Annotated in this window: 15 protein-coding genes, 6 tRNA genes and 3 rRNA genes; 1 reads left to right on the top strand and 23 read right to left on the bottom strand. The window is 58.2% G+C overall.

Translation table 11 applies throughout. The annotated features are described in order from the left end of the window. Positions 1–29: 29 nt before the first annotated feature. The 23 genes from rpsL to tyrS all read right to left on the bottom strand — a co-directional run bounded on the left by rpsL (position 30) and on the right by tyrS (position 23789). Positions 30–401: a 30S ribosomal protein S12 gene (rpsL, locus tag GA645_RS03210; protein WP_015475317.1), complete on the bottom strand. Its 372-nt coding sequence runs from the start codon at positions 399–401 to the stop codon at positions 30–32. A 154-nt stretch (positions 402–555) separates the two neighbouring features. After that, on the bottom strand, positions 556–4755 hold the full coding sequence (gene rpoC / locus GA645_RS03205; protein WP_152219901.1) for a DNA-directed RNA polymerase subunit beta': 4200 nt from the start codon (positions 4753–4755) through the stop codon (positions 556–558). A gap of 66 nt (positions 4756–4821) precedes the next feature. Continuing rightward, the gene (gene rpoB / locus GA645_RS03200; RefSeq protein ID WP_152219899.1) at positions 4822–8895 is read right to left on the bottom strand and encodes a DNA-directed RNA polymerase subunit beta; all 4074 of its coding nucleotides are present in this window, start codon (positions 8893–8895) and stop codon (positions 4822–4824) included. A 223-nt stretch (positions 8896–9118) separates the two neighbouring features. Next, the gene (rplL, locus tag GA645_RS03195) at positions 9119–9487 is read right to left on the bottom strand and encodes a 50S ribosomal protein L7/L12 (protein ID WP_015475314.1); all 369 of its coding nucleotides are present in this window, start codon (positions 9485–9487) and stop codon (positions 9119–9121) included. A gap of 76 nt (positions 9488–9563) precedes the next feature. Next, the gene (gene rplJ / locus GA645_RS03190; protein ID WP_015475313.1) at positions 9564–10064 is read right to left on the bottom strand and encodes a 50S ribosomal protein L10; all 501 of its coding nucleotides are present in this window, start codon (positions 10062–10064) and stop codon (positions 9564–9566) included. Positions 10065–10266: 202 nt separating this feature from the next. Beyond that, positions 10267–10962, bottom strand: coding sequence for a 50S ribosomal protein L1 (gene rplA / locus GA645_RS03185; RefSeq protein WP_152219897.1), 696 nt, complete (start codon positions 10960–10962; stop codon positions 10267–10269). Further along, positions 10962–11393 carry a 50S ribosomal protein L11 gene (rplK, locus tag GA645_RS03180; RefSeq protein ID WP_152219896.1) on the bottom strand — a complete coding sequence of 144 codons (432 nt, stop codon included), beginning with the start codon at positions 11391–11393 and terminating at the stop codon, positions 10962–10964. Before rplK ends, rplA begins: the two co-directional genes overlap by 1 nt. A gap of 121 nt (positions 11394–11514) precedes the next feature. Beyond that, positions 11515–12048, bottom strand: a complete 534-nt coding sequence (nusG, locus tag GA645_RS03175; protein ID WP_015475310.1) for a transcription termination/antitermination protein NusG — start codon at positions 12046–12048, stop codon at positions 11515–11517. A gap of 9 nt (positions 12049–12057) precedes the next feature. Further along, positions 12058–12426, bottom strand: coding sequence for a preprotein translocase subunit SecE (secE, locus tag GA645_RS03170; RefSeq protein WP_152219894.1), 369 nt, complete (start codon positions 12424–12426; stop codon positions 12058–12060). A 44-nt stretch (positions 12427–12470) separates the two neighbouring features. After that, a tRNA-Trp gene (locus tag GA645_RS03165) sits at positions 12471–12546 on the bottom strand. A gap of 53 nt (positions 12547–12599) precedes the next feature. Continuing rightward, positions 12600–13793, bottom strand: a complete 1194-nt coding sequence (tuf, locus tag GA645_RS03160) for an elongation factor Tu (protein ID WP_152219891.1) — start codon at positions 13791–13793, stop codon at positions 12600–12602. A gap of 83 nt (positions 13794–13876) precedes the next feature. After that, positions 13877–13952, bottom strand: a tRNA-Thr gene (locus tag GA645_RS03155). Positions 13953–13971: 19 nt separating this feature from the next. Beyond that, positions 13972–14045: transfer RNA gene (locus tag GA645_RS03150), tRNA-Gly, on the bottom strand. A 25-nt stretch (positions 14046–14070) separates the two neighbouring features. Beyond that, positions 14071–14155 (bottom strand) — tRNA-Tyr (locus GA645_RS03145). Between the two features lie 140 nt (positions 14156–14295). Then, a complete protein-coding gene (locus GA645_RS03140; RefSeq protein WP_152219889.1) occupies positions 14296–14973 on the bottom strand; it encodes an SPOR domain-containing protein in 678 nt (225 codons plus the stop codon). Positions 14974–14982: 9 nt separating this feature from the next. Next, a complete protein-coding gene (locus GA645_RS03135) occupies positions 14983–15732 on the bottom strand; it encodes a pantothenate kinase (RefSeq protein WP_152219887.1) in 750 nt (249 codons plus the stop codon). Continuing rightward, on the bottom strand, positions 15722–16666 hold the full coding sequence (birA, locus tag GA645_RS03130; protein ID WP_152219885.1) for a bifunctional biotin--[acetyl-CoA-carboxylase] ligase/biotin operon repressor BirA: 945 nt from the start codon (positions 16664–16666) through the stop codon (positions 15722–15724). The genes GA645_RS03135 and birA overlap by 11 nt, the downstream gene beginning before the upstream one ends. A 134-nt stretch (positions 16667–16800) precedes the next feature. Beyond that, positions 16801–16916, bottom strand: a 5S ribosomal RNA gene (rrf, locus tag GA645_RS03125). A gap of 134 nt (positions 16917–17050) precedes the next feature. Next, positions 17051–19942: ribosomal RNA gene (locus GA645_RS03120) — 23S ribosomal RNA — on the bottom strand. 232 nt (positions 19943–20174) lie between these two features. Then, a tRNA-Ala gene (locus GA645_RS03115) sits at positions 20175–20250 on the bottom strand. Positions 20251–20279: 29 nt separating this feature from the next. Beyond that, a tRNA-Ile gene (locus GA645_RS03110) sits at positions 20280–20356 on the bottom strand. A gap of 151 nt (positions 20357–20507) precedes the next feature. Further along, positions 20508–22044: ribosomal RNA gene (locus tag GA645_RS03105) — 16S ribosomal RNA — on the bottom strand. Together the 16S, 23S and 5S rRNA genes with 2 tRNA genes alongside form the textbook arrangement of a ribosomal RNA operon. 545 nt (positions 22045–22589) lie before the next feature. Beyond that, a complete protein-coding gene (tyrS, locus tag GA645_RS03095; protein ID WP_152219883.1) occupies positions 22590–23789 on the bottom strand; it encodes a tyrosine--tRNA ligase in 1200 nt (399 codons plus the stop codon). A gap of 182 nt (positions 23790–23971) precedes the next feature. Between tyrS and GA645_RS03090 the strand changes: the two genes are divergently transcribed. After that, on the top strand, positions 23972–25417 hold the full coding sequence (locus tag GA645_RS03090; RefSeq protein ID WP_152219882.1) for a peptidoglycan DD-metalloendopeptidase family protein: 1446 nt from the start codon (positions 23972–23974) through the stop codon (positions 25415–25417). Positions 25418–25419: the final 2 nt, after the last annotated feature.

Raw genomic sequence — 25419 nt, 5'->3', positions numbered from 1 at the left:
TTATCGACTCAGCAAATAGGAAAACAAAATTACTTCGGACGCTTGGCGCCGTACTTGGAACGACCCTGCTTACGGTCTTTAACGCCGGAGGTATCCAGCGAACCGCGCACGGTGTGGTAACGCACACCCGGAAGGTCTTTTACACGACCGCCACGGATCAGCACTACGCTGTGCTCTTGCAGGTTGTGACCTTCACCGCCGATGTACGAGGAAACCTCGAAACCGTTGGTCAGACGAACACGACACACTTTACGCAGTGCGGAGTTCGGCTTCTTCGGGGTGGTGGTGTATACGCGGGTGCATACGCCGCGACGCTGAGGGCAGTTCTGCAGGGCAGGAACGCCGCTCTTGTCTACCAGGCGCTTGCGCGGCTTGCGCACCAGCTGGTTGATAGTTGCCATCTATAGCTCCACTGATTGTCTTACGACACTTAAAAACGAAAATGGGCAGAGCATGCGCCCTGCCAATTTTCGGGGTACAAGATACTAAAGAGCTTCCGGAACACAGTCAAGACAAAGCCCCGGTTGTCAAGACAACCGGGGCTTTGTTTGAGGCTTAGTTACCGCTCAGATTGAGCGCTTCGGCCAGTGCTGCTTCGGCCTCGCTCGCGCTCACGCGCTGCGGTTTGCCGAGCTCGCGCTGACGCTTGCGCTCGCTGTGGTAAGCCAGGCCAGTACCTGCCGGAATCAGACGACCCACGACCACGTTTTCCTTCAGGCCGCGCAGGAAGTCGCGCTTGCCGGTGACCGCCGCCTCGGTGAGGACGCGAGTGGTCTCCTGGAAGGATGCCGCCGAGATGAACGACTCGGTGGACAGCGAGGCCTTGGTGATACCCAGCAGCACGCGCTCGTACTTGGCCGGGAACTTGTCCTGGGTACCCAGTACTTCGTTCTCTTCCAGCACGTGGACCAGTTCGACCTGGTCGCCCTTGATGAAGGACGAATCGCCCGACTCGGCCACTTCGACCTTGCGCAGCATCTGGCGCAGGATGGTCTCGATGTGCTTGTCGTTGATCTTAACGCCCTGCAGACGGTAAACGTCCTGGATCTCGTTGACGATGTACTTGGCCAGCGAGCTCACACCCAGCAGACGCAGAATGTCGTGCGGGTTGCTCGGACCGTCGGAGATCACTTCACCACGGCTCACTTGTTCACCTTCGAACACGTTCAGGTGACGCCACTTCGGAATCAGCTCCTCGTACGGATCGCTACCGTCGGTGGGAGTGATGACCAGGCGGCGCTTGCCCTTGGTTTCCTTGCCGAAGGAGATGGTGCCGCTGATTTCCGCCAGGATCGAAGGCTCTTTCGGACGACGAGCTTCGAACAGGTCGGCAACGCGCGGCAGACCACCGGTAATGTCGCGGGTCTTCGAGGTTTCCTGCGGGATACGCGCGATAACGTCACCGATGCGCACTTTCGCGCCATCGTTGAGGTTGACCAGGGCGTTCGCCGGCAGGAAGTACTGGGCCGGTACGTCGGTACCCGGCAGCAGCAGATCCTTGCCTGCGGCGTCGATCAGCTTCACGGCCGGACGAATGTCCTTGCCGGCAGCCGGACGATCCTTCGGATCCATCACTTCAATGTTAGTCAGACCGGTCAGTTCGTCGGTCTGGCGCTTGATGGTGATGCCCTCTTCCATGCCCACGAAGGCCACGGTGCCGTCCATCTCGGTGACGATCGGGTGGGTGTGCGGGTCCCACTTGGCGACGATGGCGCCCGGATCGACCTTGTCACCTTCCTTCACGGAAATCACTGCACCGTATGGCAGCTTGTAGCGCTCGCGCTCACGACCGAAGTCGTCGGCTACCGCCAGCTCACCGGAACGGGAAACCGCTACCAGGGCGCCGTCGGCACGCTCTACGTGCTTCAGGTTGTGCAGGCGGATGGTGCCGCCGTTCTTGACCTGTACGTTGTCCACGGCGGAAGTACGGCTGGCCGCACCACCGATGTGGAAGGTACGCATGGTCAGCTGGGTACCCGGCTCACCGATCGACTGGGCAGCGATAACGCCGACGGCCTCACCGATGTTCACGCGGTGACCACGGGCCAGATCGCGGCCGTAGCACATGGCGCAGATGCCGTGACGGGTTTCGCAGGTGATCGGCGAACGCACAACGACTTCGTCGACGCTCATCTGCTCGAGGAAATCGACCCACTTCTCGTCGATCAGGGTGCCGGCTTCGACGATCACGTCGTCGCTGCCCGGCTTGAACACGTCGCGAGCGATCACACGGCCGAGCACACGCTCACCCAGCGGCTCAACCACGTCGCCGCCTTCGATGTGCGGGGACATGACCAGGCCACGATCAGTACCGCAGTCGATCTCGGTCACTACCAGGTCCTGGGCCACGTCGACGAGACGACGGGTCAGGTAACCGGAGTTCGCGGTCTTCAGTGCGGTATCCGCCAGACCTTTACGAGCACCGTGAGTGGAGATGAAGTACTGGAGTACGTTCAGGCCTTCACGGAAGTTCGCGGTGATCGGGGTCTCGATGATGGAGCCGTCCGGCTTGGCCATCAGGCCACGCATACCGGCCAGCTGACGGATCTGGGCCGCGGAACCCCGCGCACCGGAGTCCGCCATCATGTACATGGAGTTGAAGGACTCCTGGTCGACCTGCTTGCCTTCGCGATCGGTCACCTTCTCTTTCGAGAGGTTGGCCATCATCGCCTTGGACACTTCGTCGTTGGCCTTGGACCAGAGGTCGATCACCTTGTTGTACTTCTCGCCCTGGGTTACCAGGCCGGAGGCGTACTGGCTCTCGATCTCCTTCACTTCCTCGGTGGCGGCATCGATGATGCGGGCCTTTTCGTCCGGGATGACGAAGTCGTTCACGCCGATCGACACACCGGAGATGGTCGAGTAGGCGAAGCCGGTGTACATCAGCTGGTCAGCGAAGATGACGGTGTCCTTCAGACCGACCACGCGATAGCAGTGGTTGATCAGCTTGGAGATCGCCTTCTTCTTCATCGACTGGTTGACCACGTCGAAGGGCAGGCCGGCCGGGACAACCTGGAACAGCAGCGCACGGCCGACGGTGGAGTCGACGATACGGGTGTTGGCGGTCAGGCTGCCGTCTTCGTTCTTGATCTTCTCGTTGATGCGCACTTTCACGCGGGCGTGCAGGGACACCTGGCCGCTGCGGTACGCGCGGTCAACTTCCTGCAGGTCTGCGAAAGCCATGCCCTCGCCCTTCGCGTTGATCGCTTCACGGGTCATGTAATACAGACCCATTACCACGTCCTGCGACGGAACGATGATCGGCTCGCCGTTGGCGGGCGACAGAATGTTGTTGGTGGACATCATCAGCGCGCGTGCTTCCAGCTGAGCCTCGAGGGTCAGCGGAACGTGCACGGCCATCTGGTCACCGTCGAAGTCGGCGTTGTACGCGGCGCAGACCAGCGGGTGCAGCTGGATGGCTTTACCTTCGATCAGTACCGGTTCGAACGCCTGGATGCCCAGACGGTGCAGGGTCGGCGCACGGTTCAGCAGTACGGGATGCTCGCGGATCACCTCGGCGAGAACGTCCCACACTTCCGGCAGCTCGCGCTCGACCATCTTCTTGGCGGCCTTGATGGTAGTGGCCATGCCACGACCTTCCAGCTTGCCGAAGATGAACGGCTTGAACAGCTCCAGGGCCATTTTCTTCGGCAGACCGCACTGGTGCAGACGCAGGGTCGGACCTACGGTAATTACCGAACGGCCGGAGTAGTCCACGCGCTTGCCGAGCAGGTTCTGACGGAAGCGACCCTGCTTGCCCTTGATCATGTCGGCCAGGGACTTCAGCGGGCGCTTGTTCGAGCCGGTGATGGCACGGCCGCGACGGCCGTTGTCCAGCAGGGCGTCGACGGCTTCCTGCAGCATGCGCTTTTCGTTGCGCACGATGATGTCCGGAGCAGCCAGGTCGAGCAGGCGCTTCAGACGGTTGTTACGGTTGATCACGCGGCGATACAGATCGTTCAGATCCGAGGTCGCAAAGCGGCCGCCATCCAGCGGAACCAGCGGACGCAGGTCCGGGGGCAGCACCGGCAGGACGGTCAGCACCATCCACTCGGGATGGTTGCCGGAGCCCTGGAAGGCTTCCATCAGCTTCAGGCGCTTGGACAGCTTCTTGATCTTGGTTTCCGAGTTGGTCTGCGGAATCTCTTCGCGCAGGCGGCCAATCTCGTGCTCCAGATCGATAGCGTTGAGCAGTTCGCGAACGGCTTCCGCACCCATGCGGGCGTCGAAGTCGTCACCGAACTCTTCGAGGGCTTCGAAGTACTGCTCGTCGTTCAGCAGCTGGCCCTTCTCCAGGGTGGTCATGCCCGGATCGATCACCACGTAGCTCTCGAAATAGAGCACGCGTTCGATGTCACGCAGGGTCATGTCCAGCAGCAGGCCGATACGGGACGGCAGGGACTTCAGGAACCAGATGTGGGCGACCGGCGAGGCCAGTTCAATGTGGCCCATGCGCTCACGGCGCACCTTGGCCAGCGCGACTTCGACGCCGCACTTCTCGCAGATCACACCACGGTGTTTGAGGCGCTTGTACTTACCGCACAGGCACTCGTAGTCCTTCACCGGGCCGAAGATCTTGGCGCAGAACAGGCCATCGCGCTCCGGCTTGAAGGTACGGTAGTTGATGGTCTCCGGCTTCTTAACTTCGCCGAAGGACCAGGAACGAATCATCTCGGGCGAGGCCAGACCAATACGGATGGCATCGAACTCCTCGATTTGACCCTGGTTTTTCAACAGATTGAGCAAGTCTTTCAAGGCCTTTCCTCCTCACGGACCCGGTGCGACTGGCCTTGACCAGCCGCACCGTTCTGACGTCACGTGTTATTCGGTTTCCAGTTCGATATCGATGCCGAGCGAGCGGATCTCTTTGATCAGCACGTTGAAGGACTCGGGCATGCCGGCCTCCATGCGGTGATCCCCGTCCACGATGTTCTTGTACATCTTGGTACGGCCGTTCACGTCGTCCGACTTCACGGTCAGCATTTCCTGCAGGGTGTAGGCGGCGCCGTAGGCTTCCAGTGCCCAGACCTCCATCTCCCCGAAACGCTGGCCACCGAACTGCGCCTTACCACCCAGCGGCTGCTGGGTAACCAGGCTGTAGGAGCCGGTGGAACGTGCGTGCATCTTGTCATCGACCAGGTGGTTCAGCTTGAGCATGTACATGTAACCAACGGTGGTCGTACGCTCGAACTGGTTGCCGGTGCGGCCGTCATACAGACGCATCTGACCGCTCTCCGGCAGATCGGCCAGCTTCAGCATGGCCTTGATCTCGCGTTCCTTGGCACCGTCGAATACCGGGGTCGCCATGGGCACGCCGCCCTTGAGGTTGTTGGCCAGAGCGATGATCTCGTTATCGTTCAGCTCGTCCAGGCTCTCCTGGCGGCCGCCGATCTCGTTGTAGATCTCGTTCAGGAAGGCACGCAGTTCGGCGATCTTGCGCTGCTCTTCGAGCATGCGATTGATCTTCTCGCCCAGGCCCTTGGCCGCGAGGCCCAGGTGGGTTTCGAGGATCTGACCGACGTTCATACGCGACGGTACGCCCAGCGGGTTCAGAACGATGTCGACCGGAGTGCCATGCACGTCATGCGGCATGTCTTCGACCGGCATGATCACCGAGACCACACCCTTGTTACCGTGGCGGCCCGCCATCTTGTCGCCCGGCTGGATGCGGCGCTTGATAGCGAGGTAGACCTTGACGATCTTCAGTACGCCCGGAGCCAGGTCGTCGCCCTGCTGCAGCTTGCGCTTCTTGTCTTCGAACTTGTCGTCCAGCATCTGACGGCGGTCGCTGATGTAGGCCTGGGCCTTCTCCAGCTGCTCGTTCAGAGCATCTTCCGCCATGCGCAGCTTGAACCACTGGCCGCGCTCGAGGCCGTCCAGGTACTCGTCGGTGATCTCTGCGCCTTTCTTCAGGGCAGGACCGCCGTCGGCCTTGGCACCGACCAGAGCGGAACGCAGACGCTCGAAGGTCGCGCCTTCGACGATGCGGAACTCTTCGTTCAGGTCCTTGCGGATCTCGTCCAGCTGCATCTTTTCGATGGACAGGGCACGGCTGTCGCGCTCTACGCCATCGCGGGTGAAGACCTGTACGTCGATGACGGTGCCCTTGGTGCCGGTCGGCACGCGCAGGGAGGTGTCCTTCACGTCGGACGCCTTCTCACCGAAGATCGCGCGCAGCAGCTTCTCTTCCGGAGTCAGCTGGGTCTCGCCTTTCGGGGTGACCTTACCGACCAGGATGTCGCCGGCCTGTACTTCGGCGCCGACGTAGACGATGCCAGCTTCATCCAGCTTGTTCAGCGCAGCCTCACCCACGTTCGGGATGTCAGCGGTGATTTCTTCTGGGCCGAGCTTGGTGTCACGGGCAACGCAGGTCAGCTCCTGGATGTGGATCGTGGTGAAACGATCTTCCTGGACCACGCGCTCGGACAGGCAGATGGAGTCTTCGAAGTTGAAGCCGTTCCAGGGCATGAACGCTACGCGCATGTTCTGACCCAGAGCCAGTTCACCCATGTCGGTGGACGGGCCGTCGGCCAGGATGTCGCTGCGCGATACCTGGTCACCCTTCTGCACCAGCGGACGCTGGTTGATGCAGGTGTTCTGGTTGGAACGGGTGTACTTGGTCAGGTTGTAGATGTCGACGCCGGCTTCGCCAGTCTCGACTTCGTCATCGTTCACACGCACCACGATACGACTGGCATCGACGGAGTCGATTACGCCGCCACGGCGAGCAACCACGCAAACGCCGGAGTCACGGGCGACGTTGCGCTCCATGCCGGTACCTACCAACGGCTTGTCGGCGCGCAGGGTCGGTACAGCCTGACGCTGCATGTTCGAACCCATGAGTGCACGGTTGGCGTCGTCGTGCTCGAGGAACGGAATCAGCGAGGCAGCGACGGAAACGACCTGCTTCGGCGATACGTCCATGAGGGTGACGTCTTCCGGCGCCTTCACGGTGAATTCGTTCAGGTGACGTACGGCTACCAGCTCGTCGATCAGCTGACCCTTTTCGTTCAGGGTCGCCGAGGCCTGGGCGATCACGTGATCGGCCTCTTCGATCGCGGACAGGAAGACGATGTCGTCGCTGACCAGACCTTCCTTCACCACGCGATACGGGCTTTCCAGGAAGCCGTACTTGTTGGTGCGGGCGTAGGTGGCCAGGGAGTTGATCAGACCGATGTTCGGACCTTCAGGGGTTTCGATCGGGCACACGCGGCCGTAGTGGGTCGGGTGTACGTCACGAACCTCGAAGCCCGCGCGCTCACGGGTCAGACCACCTGGGCCGAGTGCGGAGACGCGGCGCTTGTGGGTGATCTCGGAGAGCGGGTTGTTCTGGTCCATGAACTGCGACAGCTGGCTGGAACCGAAGAACTCCTTGATCGCGGCAGCCACCGGCTTGGCGTTGATCAGGTCCTGCGGCATCAGGCCTTCGCTTTCGGCCATCGACAGACGTTCCTTGACCGCGCGCTCTACTCGCACCAGGCCAACACGGAACTGGTTCTCGGCCATCTCGCCGACGCAACGGACACGACGGTTACCCAGGTGGTCGATGTCGTCGACGATGCCTTTACCGTTACGGATGGCAACCAGGGTCTTGAGGACCTCGACGATGTCTTCCTTGCTCAGGACGCCAGCGCCTTCGATCTCGGTACGACCGATGCGGCGGTTGAACTTCATGCGGCCAACGGCGGACAGGTCGTAACGCTCGGCGCTGAAGAACAGGTTGCCGAACAGGGTCTCTGCAGCTTCCTTGGTCGGCGGCTCGCCAGGACGCATCATGCGATAGATCTCGACCAGCGCTTCCAGTTGGTTGCTGGTGGAGTCGATCTTCAGCGTGTCGGAGATGAACGGACCGCAGTCGATGTCGTTGGTGTACAGGGTTTCCAGACGCACGACCTGGGCCTTGGCGATCTTGGCCAGGGCGTCGACGGTCAGCTCGGTGTTGCACTCGGCGATGATCTCACCGGTAGCCGGATGCACGACGGCCTTGGCCACGGTACGGCCAATCAGGTAGTCGAACGGCACTTCCAGCTGGGTGATGCCAGCCTTCTCGAGCTGGTTGATGTGGCGTGCGGTGATACGACGACCCGCTTCAACGATGACCTTGCCGGCAGCATCCTTGATGTCGAAGCTGGCGATCTCGCCACGCAGACGCGACGGCACCAGTTCCAGGTTCAGGGTTTCGCCCTTGATCTGGTAGACGTTGGTGTCATAGAACGCGTTGAGGATTTCCTCGGTGCTGTAGTTCAGCGCGCGCAGCAGAACGGACGCCGGCAGCTTGCGGCGACGGTCGATACGAACGAACACGCAGTCCTTCGGATCGAACTCGAAGTCCAGCCAGGAACCGCGGTAAGGAATGATACGAGCGGAGTACAGCAGCTTGCCGGAGCTGTGAGTCTTGCCACGGTCGTGGTCGAAGAACACGCCCGGGGAACGGTGCAGCTGGGAAACGATGACACGCTCGGTACCGTTGATGATGAAGGTACCGTTCTCGGTCATCAGGGGGATTTCCCCCATGTAGACTTCCTGTTCCTTGATGTCCTTGATCGCTTTGTTCGACGATTCTTTGTCGAAAATGATCAGGCGCACTTTCACACGCAGCGGGACGGCGAACGTCACACCGCGCAGCACGCATTCCTTGACGTCAAATGCCGGCTCACCCAGACGGTAGCCGACGTATTCCAGGGCAGCATTGCCGGAATAGCTGATAATCGGGAAAACGGACTTGAAGGCCGCGTGCAGGCCGATGTCTCGAACCTGGTCCTTGCTTGCGCCGGCCTGCAGGAATTCGCGATAGGAATCCAGCTGGATGGCCAGCAAATACGGCACATCCATGACGTCCGGCAACTTGCTAAAGTCCTTGCGGATACGTTTTTTCTCAGTGTATGAGTAAGCCATCAGCGTTCCCCAGCTTGGTCACCTGCTTGTTTGGCCTCTCCCTCGCAGGGAGCAGCCCAAAAAATCGTGCAAACCCTTGGTTTGCGCCGCCACTCGGGCGGGATTTTCGCGTTATGGAGGGGCACCTAGGGCACCCCACCCATAACGGAAAAAGGCCGGTGGCAATTGCCACCAGCCATCAGCCTGTCGCTTAACGCTCGGGCTGTAGACGCAAGGTCCGAACTTACTTGAGCTCGACCTTGGCGCCTGCTTCTTCCAGGGCTTTCTTGGCAGCTTCGGCTTCTTCTTTCGAAGCGCCTTCCTTGACCACGCCCGGGGCGCCGTCAACGACAGCCTTGGCTTCTTTCAGGCCCAGGCCGGTCAGTTCACGAACGACCTTGATCACGTTCACTTTCTTGTCGCCAGCTTCGGCCAGGACGATGGTGAACTCGGTCTGCTCTTCAGCAGCGGCAGCGGCAACAGCCGGGCCAGCAGCAACAGCGGCAGCAGCGGTAACGCCGAACTTCTCTTCCATCGCCTTGATCAGTTCAACGATCTGCATGACGGACATTTCGGATACGGCGGAGATGATGTCTTCGTTGGTCAGAGCCATGACTCTAATTCCTGTATTGGGTGACGGCCTAAGGCCATCGAATTAAACAAAAAAGGTTGAAAGGAGATGCCGAGCCTTAGGCTGCGGTAGCTTCTTTCTGATCGCGAATTGCCGCCAGAGTACGAGCCAGCTTGCTGGTAGCGCCTTGGATCACGCTCATCAGCTGTGCAACAGCTTCGTTGTAGGTCGGCAGGGTCGCCAGCACGTCGATCTGATTGGCTGCGAGGAACTGACCCTCGAACGCGGCCGCCTTGATCTCGAACTTGTCCTGACCCTTGGCAAACTCCTTGAAGATACGAGCGGCAGCGCCCGGATGTTCGTTGGAGAAAGCAATCAGGGTCGGGCCCTTGAACACGTCGTTGAGCACTTCAAACTGAGTGCCTTCAACGGCGCGCTTGAGCAGGGTGTTACGTACGACTTTCACGTACACACCAGCTGCGCGGGCCTCTTTACGGAGTCCGGTCATTGCGCCGACAGTCACGCCGCGTGCATCAACCACGACAGCGGACAGACCGGCTTTGGCAGCCTCGTTGACTTCAGCGACGATGGCCTTCTTGTCTTCGAGTTTAATTGCCACGGGTTTACTCCTGGATGTTACCGATTCGTCCAGCCGGAGCCGGACGGCGTTTTGGTGTCTGATTCGGTTAACGAATCGGGAGCACCATCTGCGTAGGCTTGAGGTTTAAGGCTTGCGCCGCCTACGGTCTTGGATAGCCCCCGCCAGGCAGGGACCCCAATACCTGCGAACAGTGGGCGAACCCACTGTCCGACTTAGTTCATCAGCCTTCCAGCGAAGCCTGATCGATCTGCAGACCCGGGCCCATGGTGGTGCTCAGGGTAACGCGCTGAACGTACACGCCCTTCGAGGAGGACGGCTTCAGGCGCTTCAGATCGCTCAGCAGCGCTTCCACGTTCTGCTTCAGCTTGATCGGCTCGAAGTCGATCTTGCCAACGGAGGCGTGGATGATGCCGTTCTTGTCGGTACGGAAACGTACCTGACCGGCCTTGGCGTTCTTGACAGCGGTAGCGACGTCCGGGGTCACGGTGCCGACTTTCGGGTTCGGCATCAGACCGCGCGGGCCGAGAACCTGGCCCAGCTGGCCAACAACACGCATCGCGTCCGGGGAGGCGATGACGACGTCGTAGTTCAGGTCGCCGGCTTTCATTTCGGCAGCCAGTTCGTCCATGCCGACTTTGTCTGCACCAGCAGCCAGGGCAGCTTCAACACCAGGACCCTGGGTGAAGACGGCAACGCGTACGGATTTGCCGGTGCCGTTCGGCAGAACGGTGGCGCCACGTACGACCTGGTCGGATTTACGCGGATCAACGCCCAGATTGATGGCGATGTCTACGGATTCCTTGAACTTGATGGTCGACAGTTCGGCCAGCAGTTTGGCGGCATCTTCGAAGCCGTATTGCTTGCCAGCTTCAACCTTCTCGGCGATAGCCTTTTGACGCTTGGTCAGCTTAGCCATTACACACCCTCCACGTTCAGGCCCATGCTGCGCGCGGAGCCAGCGATGGTACGTACGGCAGCGTCCAGGTCAGCAGCGGTCAGGTCAGCCTGCTTGGCCTTGGCGATCTCTTCCAGCTGAGCACGGGTAACGGTGCCCACTTTCTGCGAGTTCGGACGAGCGGAGCCGCTGGAGATGCCGGCTGCTTTTTTCAGCAGGACGGCAGCGGGGGTGCTCTTGGTTTCGAAGGTGAAGCTACGGTCGCTGTAAACGGTGATGATCACAGGAGTCGGCAGACCCGGCTCTTGGCCCTGGGTCTTGGCGTTGAACGCCTTGCAGAATTCCATGATGTTCACGCCGTGCTGACCCAGAGCCGGGCCGACGGGCGGCGACGGGTTGGCCTGGCCGGCCTTAACTTGCAGCTTGATGTAAGCCGTGATTTTCTTAGCCATTTGCTACTCCAAATGCGGGTCAAGCGCCCTGTCGGGCTTCCCGGTTGCTTTCGCGTTTTATCCCGAATGACGACAAAACCCCGCAGCCTAGGGCTGCGGGGTGTGGGATTCATTGTGCCAGTTAGACTTTCTCTACCTGGCTGAACTCCAACTCTACCGGGGTAGAGCGACCGAAAATGAGCACAGCGACCTGGATGCGGCTCTTTTCGTAGTTAACTTCTTCGACGACACCGTTGAAGTCAGCGAACGGACCATCGATCACACGAACGGTCTCGCCCGGCTCGAACAGGGTCTTCGGCTTCGGCTTGTCACCGCTATCGGCGACGCGACGCAGAATGGCGTCAGCTTCCTTGTCGGTGATCGGCGCCGGCTTATCGGCAGTACCACCAATGAAACCCATGACACGAGGAGTGTCCTTGACCAGGTGCCAAGTACCCTCGTTCATTTCCATCTGCACCAGGACATAGCCAGGGAAGAACTTGCGCTCACTCTTGCGCTTCTGACCGTTCCGCATCTCCACGACTTCTTCGGTGGGGACGAGAATCTCACCAAACCCGTCTTCCATGCCGGCCAGTTTGACCCGCTCGATCAGCGAGCGCATGACATGCTTCTCGTAACCCGAGTAGGCATGCACAACGTACCAACGCTTAGCCACGGAACACCCTTAACCTACGATCATGGAAACTAGCCAACCCAGCAGGGAGTCGAGCCCCCAGAGCACCAGCGCCATTACCAGCACTACTGCCACTACGATCAGCGTGGTTTGAGTTGTCTCTTGACGAGACGGCCATACAACCTTGCGAATCTCGGCGCGAGCTTCTTTAGCCAGAGTAAAGAATGCACGCCCCTTGACGGTCTGCAGCGCGAGGAAGCCTGCAGCAGCCGCCATAACGAGAATACCGAGAACGCGATAGAAGATCGGTTGCGCCGAGTAATACTGGTTGGCAACCACCGCCACCACAACCAGCACCGCAACCACAAGCCACTTCAAGAGATCAAGACGCGGCTCTTTGGCTTCTACCTTCGCATTCATCTGCTAGGAATCCCGTTTAAAGAAGTGCCAGATCCTGAGGAATCTGGCAGGCCAGGAGGGAATCGAACCCCCAACCTGCGGTTTTGGAGACCGCCGCTCTGCCAATTGAGCTACTGGCCTAGAACAAAGTCAGGCCGACCATTATGCCGGCCCGAGGGGAAAAGATCAATCGATTATTCGATGATCTTGGCAACCACGCCGGCACCAACGGTACGGCCGCCTTCGCGGATCGCGAAGCGCAGGCCATCTTCCATGGCGATCGGAGCGATCAGGGTAACAACCATTTTCACGTTGTCGCCCGGCATTACCATCTCAACGCCTTCCGGCAGTTCGCAGTTGCCGGTTACGTCGGTGGTACGGAAGTAGAACTGCGGACGGTAGCCCTTGAAGAACGGGGTGTGACGACCACCTTCTTCCTTGGACAGCACGTACACTTCGCACTCGAACTTGGTGTGCGGCTTGATGGTGCCCGGCTTGGCCAGAACCTGGCCACGCTCTACGTCTTCACGCTTGGTGCCACGCAGCAGAACGCCGACGTTCTCACCAGCACGGCCTTCGTCGAGCAGCTTGCGGAACATTTCAACGCCGGTGCAGGTAGTCTTGGTGGTCGCCTTGATGCCGACGATTTCCACTTCTTCCTGAACCTTGACGATGCCACGCTCAACACGGCCAGTTACCACGGTGCCACGACCGGAGATCGAGAATACGTCTTCGATCGGCATCAGGAACGGCTGGTCGATTGCACGAACCGGCTCGGGGATGTAGGAGTCCAGGGTCTCTACCAGCTTGCGCACGGCGGAAACGCCCATCTCGTTGTCGTCCTGGCCGTTCAGAGCCATCAGAGCGGAACCAACGACGATCGGGGTGTCATCGCCCGGGAAGTCGTAGGTGTTCAGCAGGTCGCGAACTTCCATCTCGACCAGTTCCAGCAGCTCAGCGTCGTCAACCATGTCGGCCTTGTTCAGGAACACGACAATGTAAGGAACGCCTACCTGACGGGACAGCAGGATGTGCTCACGAGTCTGCGGCATGGGGCCGTCAGCAGCGGAGCAAACCAGGATCGCGCCGTCCATCTGCGCAGCACCGGTGATCATGTTCTTCACGTAGTCGGCGTGGCCCGGGCAGTCTACGTGCGCGTAGTGGCGAACGGGCGAGTCGTATTCAACGTGAGAGGTGTTGATGGTGATACCACGAGCCTTCTCTTCCGGCGCGTTGTCGATCTGGTCGAAAGCGCGAGCGGAGCCGCCCCAGGTCTCGGAGCAGACCTTGGTCAGAGCAGCGGTCAGAGTGGTTTTACCGTGGTCAACGTGACCGATGGTGCCGACGTTTACGTGCGGCTTGTTACGCTCAAACTTTTCTTTAGCCATCTTGACCGCCTCCCGTAAGGAATTGAGAAAGTCACGTCACCATTAAAACAAAGGCAGATATTTTCATATCTGCCTTTGCGAGATGGAGCTCATGAGCGGATTTGAACCGCTGACCTCACCCTTACCAAGGGTGTGCTCTACCAGCTGAGCTACATGAGCAAGACATAAGCACCAAACTTGGAGCGGGTAGCGGGAATCGAACCCGCATCATCAGCTTGGAAGGCTGAGGTTCTACCACTGAACTATACCCGCGGAGCTTGAGGCTCACGCTTGAAACTGGTGGAGGGGGAAGGATTCGAACCTTCGAAGTCTGAGACGTCAGATTTACAGTCTGATCCCTTTGGCCGCTCGGGAACCCCTCCGAGTGAGGCGGCATTCTACAGCCTGCCACCGCGTTGTCAACTGTTTTTCTTTAAAAAACTTGAGCTTAGCTCTTCGACAACGGCTCCAGTGATTTCCCTTTTCAGGTCACCCCTGTGAAGCGGGCGCCATTCTATTCAAACTATTGAGGGCTTGCAACGCTTTTGCACGGCATTGTTTGTTTTTGCAGTTCGGGGAAATCCGAAGCAAGCTGGCGCACCAGAGAATCGTCCACCAGACGGCTGCTTTCCGGGGTGACCTGCACCCAGTAATCGTGCTGCGAGCGAGCCAATTCACGGATCAGCGCCTCATAGCCCGCCGCCTTCAGGCGCTCCACGATGCTGTCCGCGGAATCCTTGCGCTGGAAGATCCCCAGGGAGATGCCATCTGTGAGATCGCCCTCGGTAATGATGTAGCTGTCGATCTTGCGCGCCTGCAGCTCGCGCAGCTGCCAGAGCGATGCCTGCCGCGAAGCCAGGGGCGGCAGGTACACCCAGTAATCCATGCCGGCGGCCGCGTCCACCGTCTGCACCGAAGCCTGCACATCCAGGCTGATCAAGCGCTGCGTCAGCAGCCGGGCACGCTCCTCGGCCGGAAAGCTTCCCAGGAACAGGCAGACCGCCGTCGGGGCTGCCGGTTTTTCTTCGGCCTGACGGCGCTGAGGGGCCTCACTCGACTCACTTAGCAGGCGGATATTCTTCTGCTCACTATGGAATAGACTGAGAGGCGCCACTTCCTTTGGACGGAGCGGCGTCTGCTGCTGATGCCAGACGTAGTAGAAGACGTTCAGGGCCAGCAGGAACAGGAAGAACCAACGCATCGATCAGACTCACTCAATCGGACAGGCGAGCGCCAGGCCAAGAAACACAAGATCCGGCAGAACCACAGCGCGCGGAATTTCATCCTTCACCAACTCCGCGTCGCCCCCAGTGAGGTATACCGCACACTCTTCACCCAACAGGCGATTGGCCAATGTGCACTGCTCGCGAACGAAGCCGCGCAGCATCAGGACACAGCCCCGCTCGACCGCCTCTGAGGTTTCCTGGCCCGGCAGCAGATTCTGCAAAGCCTCGTGAGCCGCCTCATCGTCATAGCGAATACGGCGCGTATGGGTCCGCAACTGGCTGCGCATCAGGGGCATGCCAGGGGCAATGTAACCACCCATATGACGCCCGGAAGCGTCCACCAGATCGGACGTCACCGCGGTACCCAGATCGATCACCAGACAACCGCGCCCCGCCAGACAGTGCCCAGCCACCAGCGCGAGCCAGCGATCCATGCCGAGACGCTGGTACTCGCGGTAGCCGTTGACCACACCACTGAGCTCCATTGCCGGTGCGGCAATCTGCACGGAGACGGGAAACGCACTTTCGAGAGCACTGCGCAGCGCATCGGTTTCCTGCTCACTGCGCACACTCACCATGCGGCAATAACGAATATCAAGGGCGCCGTTCGTCTGCAGTTGCGCGAGCAGCGCCGGATCGGAGTCGGCAACGCCCCCTGCGACAGTCACCAGGTCATGTTTTCTGACCACACGCCACTTGATCAGGCTATTACCGCAATCCAACTCAAGAATCATCAGACAACCTCAGGCTCAGCTCGCCTCCGCTGTAACGCTGCTCCTGCCCATCGACCAGAAGGCGCAAAGCGCCTCGCTCATCGATGCCCAACGCGCGCCCAACGATATTATTGGCGGCAGTGGATAGCGTGACCTGCTTCCCCTGCCATAAATGAAGAGACTCCCACTCCGCGAGGCTGGCGGTGAAGCCATGCTCGCGATGACGGGAAAGCACCTGGGCAAGCTCCGACTCCAGCGCCGCGAGCAACGCGTTGCGATCAACCAGCACGCCCAGCGCTTCGCGCAGCGACGTCCAGGGCTGATCGATAGCCTCAGCCTTGCGCATGTTCACATTGATGCCGATACCAATGGCCACGCTGCAGATATCTGCCGGATCTCCGGTGAGCTCCAGCAATATGCCAGCGATCTTCTTGCCAGCGACCAGGATGTCGTTGGGCCACTTGAGCCCAACATCGACCACACCCAAGGCACGAATCGCCCGCGCAACAGCGAGCCCCACGACAAGGCTCAGCCCTTCGAGCTCTTTCGCGCCGCCGCGGACGGCAATACCCAGGGTGTAATAAAGGTTGGCGCCGAACGGACTTTCCCACTGACGCCCGCGCCGGCCGCGGCCAGCGGTCTGTCGCTCGGCCAGGATGGCGAACGGCGCAACTGCGCCGGCGGATAGTCTCCGCAGCACTTCCGCATTGGTGGAGTCGATGGAAAAGAGCACATCCAACGGCCAGGGGCCGGAATCCGGCCGGGGCGCAATGATGCTCAGCGGCTCTTCCAGGCGATAGCCACGGCCGCGCACTCTCTGCACGACCATCCCGTAGTCGCGCTCGAAACCTTCGAGGCGTTTCCAGACGGCACTCCGGCTCACGCCAAGCAGAGCACCGAGCTCCTCTCCCGAATGGAAGCGGCCATCGCTCAGCAATGTAAGCAAGGTCTGCATATCACCCCCGCAATATTCAGGCACGCATCATATAGAGGCATGCCGGCCTTGCCTATGCAGCAAAGCACCGGCTTTCCCGCGCGCAAAAGCGAAACCCCCGGCCAGCGATGCTGACCAGGGGTCTTGGGATAGGAGCTTGACGATGACCTACTCTCACATGGGGAAACCCCACACTACCATCGGCGATGCGTCGTTTCACTGCTGAGTTCGGGATGGGATCAGGTGGTTCCAACGCTCTATGGTCGTCAAGCAATTCTTTAGGACGCTCGTGGCTTGCGCTCACGCTCATCCGAATTCGGGTATGTGACAGGTAATTTGCGGTTCACACGAACTTTCGGTTCGTTACGTCTTCACCGTACAACACACAAATTGTTTGGGTGTTATATGGTCAAGCCTCACGGGCAATTAGTATCGGTTAGCTCAACGCCTCACAGCGCTTACACACCCGACCTATCAACGTCGTAGTCTTCGACGGCCCTTTAGGGGAATCAAGTTCCCAGTGAGATCTCATCTTGAGGCTAGTTTCCCGCTTAGATGCTTTCAGCGGTTATCTATTCCGAACATAGCTACCCGGCAATGCCACTGGCGTGACAACCGGAACACCAGAGGTTCGTCCACTCCGGTCCTCTCGTACTAGGAGCAGCCCCTCTCAAATCTCAAACGTCCACGGCAGATAGGGACCGAACTGTCTCACGACGTTCTAAACCCAGCTCGCGTACCACTTTAAATGGCGAACAGCCATACCCTTGGGACCGGCTTCAGCCCCAGGATGTGATGAGCCGACATCGAGGTGCCAAACACCGCCGTCGATATGAACTCTTGGGCGGTATCAGCCTGTTATCCCCGGAGTACCTTTTATCCGTTGAGCGATGGCCCTTCCATACAGAACCACCGGATCACTAAGACCTACTTTCGTACCTGCTCGACGTGTCTGTCTCGCAGTCAAGCGCGCTTTTGCCTTTATACTCTACGACCGATTTCCGACCGGTCTGAGCGCACCTTCGTACTCCTCCGTTACTCTTTAGGAGGAGACCGCCCCAGTCAAACTGCCCACCATACACTGTCCTCGATCCGGATAACGGACCAGAGTTAGAACCTCAAGCATGCCAGGGTGGTATTTCAAGGTTGGCTCCACGCAGACTGGCGTCCACGCTTCAAAGCCTCCCACCTATCCTACACAAGCAGGCTCAAAGTCCAGTGCAAAGCTACAGTAAAGGTTCACGGGGTCTTTCCGTCTAGCCGCGGATACACTGCATCTTCACAGCGATTTCAATTTCACTGAGTCTCGGGTGGAGACAGCGCCGCCATCGTTACGCCATTCGTGCAGGTCGGAACTTACCCGACAAGGAATTTCGCTACCTTAGGACCGTTATAGTTACGGCCGCCGTTTACCGGGGCTTCGATCAAGAGCTTCGCTTTCGCTAACCCCATCAATTAACCTTCCGGCACCGGGCAGGCGTCACACCCTATACGTCCACTTTCGTGTTTGCAGAGTGCTGTGTTTTTAATAAACAGTCGCAGCGGCCTGGTATCTTCGACCGACATGGGCTTACGCAGTAAATGCTTCACCCTCATCGGCGCACCTTCTCCCGAAGTTACGGTGCCATTTTGCCTAGTTCCTTCACCCGAGTTCTCTCAAGCGCCTTGGTATTCTCTACCCAACCACCTGTGTCGGTTTGGGGTACGGTTCCTAGTTACCTGAAGCTTAGAAGCTTTTCCTGGAAGCATGGCATCAACCACTTCATCGTCTAAAAGACGACTCGTCATCAGCTCTCGGCCTTGAACACCCGGATTTGCCTAAGTGTTCGGCCTACCACCTTAAACTTGGACAACCAACGCCAAGCTGGCCTAGCCTTCTCCGTCCCTCCATCGCAGTAACTAGAAGTACAGGAATATTAACCTGTTTCCCATCGACTACGCTCTTCAGCCTCGCCTTAGGGACCGACTAACCCTGCGTCGATTAACGTTGCGCAGGAACCCTTGGTCTTTCGGCGTGGGAGTTTTTCACTCCCATTGTCGTTACTCATGTCAGCATTCGCACTTCTGATACCTCCAGCAAGCTTCTCAACTCACCTTCACAGGCTTACAGAACGCTCCTCTACCGCGCATCTTGCGATGCACCCGTAGCTTCGGTGTATGGTTTGAGCCCCGTTACATCTTCCGCGCAGGCCGACTCGACTAGTGAGCTATTACGCTTTCTTTAAAGGGTGGCTGCTTCTAAGCCAACCTCCTAGCTGTCTAAGCCTTCCCACATCGTTTACCACTTAACCATAACTTTGGGACCTTAGCTGACGGTCTGGGTTGTTTCCCTTTTCACGACGGACGTTAGCACCCGCCGTGTGTCTCCCACGCTGACACTTCCAGGTATTCGGAGTTTGCATCGGTTTGGTAAGTCGGGATGACCCCCTAGCCGAAACAGTGCTCTACCCCCTGGAGTGATACGTGAGGCGCTACCTAAATAGCTTTCGAGGAGAACCAGCTATCTCCGAGCTTGATTAGCCTTTCACTCCGATCCACAAGTCATCCCCTACCTTTTCAACGGGAGTGGGTTCGGTCCTCCAGTCAGTGTTACCTAACCTTCAACCTGCTCATGGATAGATCGCCCGGTTTCGGGTCTATACCCAGCGACTAAAACGCCCTATTAAGACTCGCTTTCGCTACGCCTTCCCTATACGGTTAAGCTCGCCACTGAATATAAGTCGCTGACCCATTATACAAAAGGTACGCAGTCACCTAACAAAGTAGGCTCCCACTGCTTGTACGCATACGGTTTCAGGTTCTATTTCACTCCCCTCTCCGGGGTTCTTTTCGCCTTTCCCTCACGGTACTGGTTCACTATCGGTCAGTCAGTAGTATTTAGCCTTGGAGGATGGTCCCCCCATATTCAGACAAAGTTTCTCGTGCTCCGTCCTACTCGATTTCACTTCAAAGAACCTTTCACATACGGGGCTATCACCCACTATGGCCGCACTTTCCAGAGCGTTCTGTTAGATTCAAAGAAGCTTAAGGGCTAGTCCCCGTTCGCTCGCCACTACTAAGGGAATCTCGGTTGATTTCTTTTCCTCAGGGTACTTAGATGTTTCAGTTCCCCTGGTTCGCCTCTTGCACCTATGTATTCAGTACAAGATACCCGAGTTATCTCGGGTGGGTTTCCCCATTCAGAGATCTCCGGATCAAAGTCTGTTTGCCGACTCCCCGAAGCTTATCGCAGGCTACCACGTCTTTCATCGCCTCTGACTGCCAAGGCATCCACCGTATGCGCTTCTTCACTTGACCATATAACCCCAAGCAATCTGGTTATTGTCTCGAACGTGAAGACGACATTCGCCGAAAATTCGCGCTTGAACTCGCAAATTTTACCTTGACTTGAATAATCACCAGTGAAAGAGATTATTCAGTCTACTTCTATCACATACCCAAATTTTTAAAGAACAGTTCTGGCACAAAGACCAGACATCAATGTTCGTTCATCCTGAACATTCATGTCTGAGCTTTCGACGATTTTTAATGGTGGAGCCAAGGAGGATCGAACTCCTGACCTCCTGCGTGCAAAGCAGGCGCTCTCCCAGCTGAGCTATGGCCCCGTATCGGATCAGCAGCACACCACAACAATTGGTGGGTCTGGGCAGATTCGAACTGCCGACCTCACCCTTATCAGGGGTGCGCTCTAACCAACTGAGCTACAGACCCAATCGTTCGGGCTTTGCCAGCTTGTCGACCTCACCCGCTCTCTATCCAAGAGCCGGGGGCGCGCTCAAACCAACCGAGCAGCAAACCTATCGTCTAACCAGTGAATCAAGCAATTCGTGTGGGAGCTTATGAAGAAGCTGCGATCTTCGATTAAGGAGGTGATCCAGCCGCAGGTTCCCCTACGGCTACCTTGTTACGACTTCACCCCAGTCATGAATCACTCCGTGGTAACCGTCCCCCTTGCGGTTAGACTAGCTACTTCTGGAGCAACCCACTCCCATGGTGTGACGGGCGGTGTGTACAAGGCCCGGGAACGTATTCACCGTGACATTCTGATTCACGATTACTAGCGATTCCGACTTCACGCAGTCGAGTTGCAGACTGCGATCCGGACTACGATCGGTTTTATGGGATTAGCTCCACCTCGCGGCTTGGCAACCCTCTGTACCGACCATTGTAGCACGTGTGTAGCCCTGGCCGTAAGGGCCATGATGACTTGACGTCATCCCCACCTTCCTCCGGTTTGTCACCGGCAGTCTCCTTAGAGTGCCCACCATAACGTGCTGGTAACTAAGGACAAGGGTTGCGCTCGTTACGGGACTTAACCCAACATCTCACGACACGAGCTGACGACAGCCATGCAGCACCTGTGTTCCGATTCCCGAAGGCACTCTCGCATCTCTGCAAGATTCCGGACATGTCAAGGCCAGGTAAGGTTCTTCGCGTTGCTTCGAATTAAACCACATGCTCCACCGCTTGTGCGGGCCCCCGTCAATTCATTTGAGTTTTAACCTTGCGGCCGTACTCCCCAGGCGGTCGACTTATCGCGTTAGCTGCGCCACTAAGATCTCAAGGATCCCAACGGCTAGTCGACATCGTTTACGGCGTGGACTACCAGGGTATCTAATCCTGTTTGCTCCCCACGCTTTCGCACCTCAGTGTCAGTATCAGTCCAGGTGGTCGCCTTCGCCACTGGTGTTCCTTCCTATATCTACGCATTTCACCGCTACACAGGAAATTCCACCACCCTCTACCGTACTCTAGTCAGGCAGTTATGGATGCAGTTCCCAGGTTGAGCCCGGGGATTTCACATCCATCTTACCAAACCACCTACGCGCGCTTTACGCCCAGTAATTCCGATTAACGCTTGCACCCTTCGTATTACCGCGGCTGCTGGCACGAAGTTAGCCGGTGCTTATTCTGTTGGTAACGTCAAAACAGCAAGGTATTAACTTACTGCCCTTCCTCCCAACTTAAAGTGCTTTACAATCCGAAGACCTTCTTCACACACGCGGCATGGCTGGATCAGGCTTTCGCCCATTGTCCAATATTCCCCACTGCTGCCTCCCGTAGGAGTCTGGACCGTGTCTCAGTTCCAGTGTGACTGATCATCCTCTCAGACCAGTTACGGATCGTCGCCTTGGTAGGCCTTTACCCCACCAACTAGCTAATCCGACCTAGGCTCATCTGATAGCGCAAGGCCCGAAGGTCCCCTGCTTTCTCCCGTAGGACGTATGCGGTATTAGCGTTCCTTTCGAAACGTTGTCCCCCACTACCAGGCAGATTCCTAGGCATTACTCACCCGTCCGCCGCTGAATCCGGGAGCAAGCTCCCATCATCCGCTCGACTTGCATGTGTTAGGCCTGCCGCCAGCGTTCAATCTGAGCCATGATCAAACTCTTCAGTTCAATACTGCTTGGGTTTTGAGAAAACCCTAAACTTGGCTCAGCAATCGCATGCTCTATTTAAAGAGCTAAAACTCTCGAATTCACGAGTGTTACTTGCGCTGCTGATAATCAGTCGATCATCAGTCTTACATCACAAGCACCCACACGAATTGCTTGATTCGACTTGTTAAAGAGCAGTTGGTTAAGGCTTTCGTCTCAACCGAGGCGCGCATTCTACGCTAACCTCATCTTCCGTCAAGCTTTATTTTTCGAAAATTTCTTTTCTACTCAATCGCTTGCGCCTCGGAGAAGGAAGCCTTCTCGCCAGCGGGAGGCGCATTCTACAGCGATCAAACTCACTGTCAAGCACCTCGGCGATCTTCCTTTCAGCTCGCTGCCGGAGCAGCCAATGGAAAGCGGCAAGTGAATCACCTGCCCGATCACCACCCTCAACTCAAAATCTCTGTAAGTACTTGATTTTCAAGTTCTTTCAGCGCTTCGTCGCTGGGAGTGGTGCGCATTATAGGGACTTAAAAATCCCCGTCAACGGCTTCTTTTAACTTTCTTTACTCGGCGACCAGGGAGACGCGAGCGAAAGCCTTCTTGCCAGCCTGCAGGACGTGGGTTGCCCCCAGCTTGAAGACGAAGCTGCGATCCACAACCTCACCATCCACACGTACACCGCTGGAAGACAGCAGATCGCGAGCAACAGCAGAGTTCTTCACCAGGCCCGCTTTATTAAGGACAGCACCAATGGGCAGATCTTCCGCAGCCGCCACTTCCACCTCTGGCAGGTCTTCCGGCAGCTCACCCTCTTTCAGGCGATTGCCTGCGGACTTGTGCGCGGAGGCAGCCGCCTCTTCGCCATGGAAGCGGGCGACGATCTCTTCGGCCAGCTTGATCTTGATGTCGCGCGGGTTGGCACCAGCATCGACGTCCATCTTGAAGCCCTCGATCTCTTCCATGGAGCGGAAGCTGAGCAGCTCGAAGTAACGCCACATCAGAGTGTCCGGGATGGAGACCAGCTTGCTGAACATGACGCCCGGCGCCTCCTGGATACCGATGTAGTTACCCAGGGACTTGGACATTTTCTTCACGCCGTCCAGACCTTCGAGCAGCGGCATGGTCAGGATGCACTGCGGCTCTTGGTCATAGGCGCGCTGAAGCTCACGTCCCATCAGCAGGTTGAACTTCTGGTCAGTGCCGCCGAGCTCGACGTCTGCACGCAGGGCGACCGAGTCGTAACCCTGAACCAGCGGATAGAGGAACTCGTGAATCGCGATGGACTGATTGCTGGCATAGCGCTTGCTGAAATCATCGCGTTCCAGCATGCGGGCAACGGTGTACTGGGAAGCCAGACGAATGAAGTCAGCCGGAGAAAGCTGGTCCATCCAGGTGGAATTGAAGGCTACTTCGGTCTTCGCAGGATCAAGGATCTTGAAAACCTGGGTCTTGTAGGTCTCGGCGTTCTCGAGAACCTGCTCGCGAGTAAGGGGAGGACGGGTAACACTTTTCCCGCTGGGGTCACCGATCATCCCAGTGAAGTCGCCGATCAGGAAGATCACCTGATGCCCCAGATCCTGGAACTGGCGCAGCTTATTAATAAGAACGGTGTGACCGAGATGCAGGTCGGGGGCGGTCGGGTCGAAGCCGGCCTTGATACGCAGGGGCTGGCCGCGCTCGAGCTTGGCGACCAGCTCGGCCTCCACGAGAATTTCGTCCGCTCCGCGCTTGATCAGCGCCAGCTGCTCTTGGACCGACTTCATTGCAGTTTCCTGTACGTTGCGATTTTCGAAAGGGAACCAACGATACAAGAACAGACACTAAAAACAAGTTTTGCCCGGCGCCAGAGGTCAGGACGTCAGAAGCCCGTCAGCAGGGTTGCCTCTGAAGGAATTTGGTTATATTTTAGGCAGTTATTTCACATTCCAAAAACACCACTCACGCCATGACGCAATCCGATCAGAAAGCGCCGTACTACCCGAAGAGCCATCTGCTGGCCGCAAGCGGTGTAGCAGCGCTCCTCAGCCTGGCTCTGCTGGTGTTCCCCTCGGCCGAGGTCGAGGCGAAGAAGACCACGCTCAATCTGGAGCTGGAGAGCGGTACCGACCGCATCATTCAGGAAAAAGACGATCTGCGACCCAATCCGGTCACGGAAGACGACGGCTCTTCGCCCTTTGCACAGATAGAAGATTCGTCCGATAACCAGAACAGCGCCGGAAAAGACGCGGACAAGAAGAACGATCTCGCCGACTCGAGCAAACACCCCTCCCCCTCCGCATCCGCAGAACCTGCGTGGAAGAGCGTGACAGTGGGCAAGGGCGACACTCTTTCCAACGTGTTCGCGAAGGCCGGCCTGCCGGCGAACGCCGTGCACGACATGCTTGCCGCCAACAAGGACGCCAAGCAGTTCACTCGTCTCGATGTCGGCCAGGACGTGGATTTCCTCATTGACGCCAAGGGCGGCCTGCAGGGCCTCAAGGTCAAGCGCAATGACATGGAGACCATCAGCCTGAGCAAGTCCGCCAAGGGCTATGACTTCAAGCGCGACCTGGTCAAGCCGTCGGTCCACGCCAACTACGCCCACGGCCGGATCGACAGCTCGCTGTTCGCCGCCGGCAAGAGCGCGGGCCTGTCCCACGACCTGATCATGTCGCTGTCGAAGATCTTCGGCTATGACGTCGACTTCGCCCTCGATCTTCGCGAAGGCGACCAGTTCGATGTGATCTACGAATCCCAGCAGGTGAACGGCAAGCAGGTCAGCACCGGCGGTATCCTGGCAGCCCGCTTCATCAACCGCGGCAAGGAATACACGGCAGTCCGCTACACCACCAAGCAGGGCAACACCAGCTACTTCCGTGCTGACGGCACCAGCATGCGCAAAGCGTTCATCCGCACCCCGGTGGACTTCGCCCGCATCAGTTCGCGCTTCTCGATGGGGCGTTTCCATCCCATCCTGAACAAGATTCGTGCACACAAGGGTGTGGACTACGCGGCGCCCATCGGCACACCGATCAAGGCCACCGGTGACGGCAAGATCCTCGAAGCCGGGCGCAAAGGTGGCTACGGCAATGCCGTAGTCATCCAGCACGGCCAGAGCTACCGCACCGTCTACGGCCACATGAGCCGCTTCGCCAAGGGCATCCGCTCCGGCGTCGCCGTGAAGCAGGGGCAGATCATCGGCTACGTCGGCATGACCGGCCTGGCCACCGGCCCGCACCTGCATTACGAGTTCCAGGTCAACGGCCAGCATGTCGACCCGCTGAGCGCCAAGCTGCCGATGGCCGACCCGCTCAATGGCCCCGAGCGCAAGCGTTTCATGGCACAGACCCAGCCTCTGATGGCTCGCATGGACCAGGAGAAGGCAACCTTCCTGGCCCTGAACAAGCGCTGAGT

The sequence above is a fragment of the Pseudomonas sp. SCB32 genome, from assembly GCF_009189165.1.
Taxonomy (GTDB): Bacteria; Pseudomonadota; Gammaproteobacteria; order Pseudomonadales; family Pseudomonadaceae; genus Pseudomonas.
Note: the sequence above shows the minus strand (reverse complement) of the source record. Positions and strands in the feature narration are given on the sequence as shown.

Excerpts from the sequence above, each read along its gene's own strand:
- rpsL (WP_015475317.1), bottom strand. The coding sequence starts at position 401 with ATGGCAACTATCAACCAGCTGGTGCGCAAGCCGCGCAAGCGCCTGGTA.
- rpoB (WP_152219899.1), bottom strand. The coding sequence starts at position 8,895 with ATGGCTTACTCATACACTGAGAAAAAACGTATCCGCAAGGACTTTAGC.
- rplL (WP_015475314.1), bottom strand. The coding sequence starts at position 9,487 with ATGGCTCTGACCAACGAAGACATCATCTCCGCCGTATCCGAAATGTCC.
- rplA (WP_152219897.1), bottom strand. The coding sequence starts at position 10,962 with ATGGCTAAGCTGACCAAGCGTCAAAAGGCTATCGCCGAGAAGGTTGAA.
- rplK (WP_152219896.1), bottom strand. The coding sequence starts at position 11,393 with ATGGCTAAGAAAATCACGGCTTACATCAAGCTGCAAGTTAAGGCCGGC.
- secE (WP_152219894.1), bottom strand. The coding sequence starts at position 12,426 with ATGAATGCGAAGGTAGAAGCCAAAGAGCCGCGTCTTGATCTCTTGAAG.
- tuf (WP_152219891.1), bottom strand. The coding sequence starts at position 13,793 with ATGGCTAAAGAAAAGTTTGAGCGTAACAAGCCGCACGTAAACGTCGGC.
- GA645_RS03140 (WP_152219889.1), bottom strand. The coding sequence starts at position 14,973 with ATGCGTTGGTTCTTCCTGTTCCTGCTGGCCCTGAACGTCTTCTACTAC.
- GA645_RS03135 (WP_152219887.1), bottom strand. The coding sequence starts at position 15,732 with ATGATTCTTGAGTTGGATTGCGGTAATAGCCTGATCAAGTGGCGTGTG.
- birA (WP_152219885.1), bottom strand. The coding sequence starts at position 16,666 with ATGCAGACCTTGCTTACATTGCTGAGCGATGGCCGCTTCCATTCGGGA.
- tyrS (WP_152219883.1), bottom strand. The coding sequence starts at position 23,789 with ATGAAGTCGGTCCAAGAGCAGCTGGCGCTGATCAAGCGCGGAGCGGAC.
- GA645_RS03090 (WP_152219882.1), top strand. The coding sequence starts at position 23,972 with ATGACGCAATCCGATCAGAAAGCGCCGTACTACCCGAAGAGCCATCTG.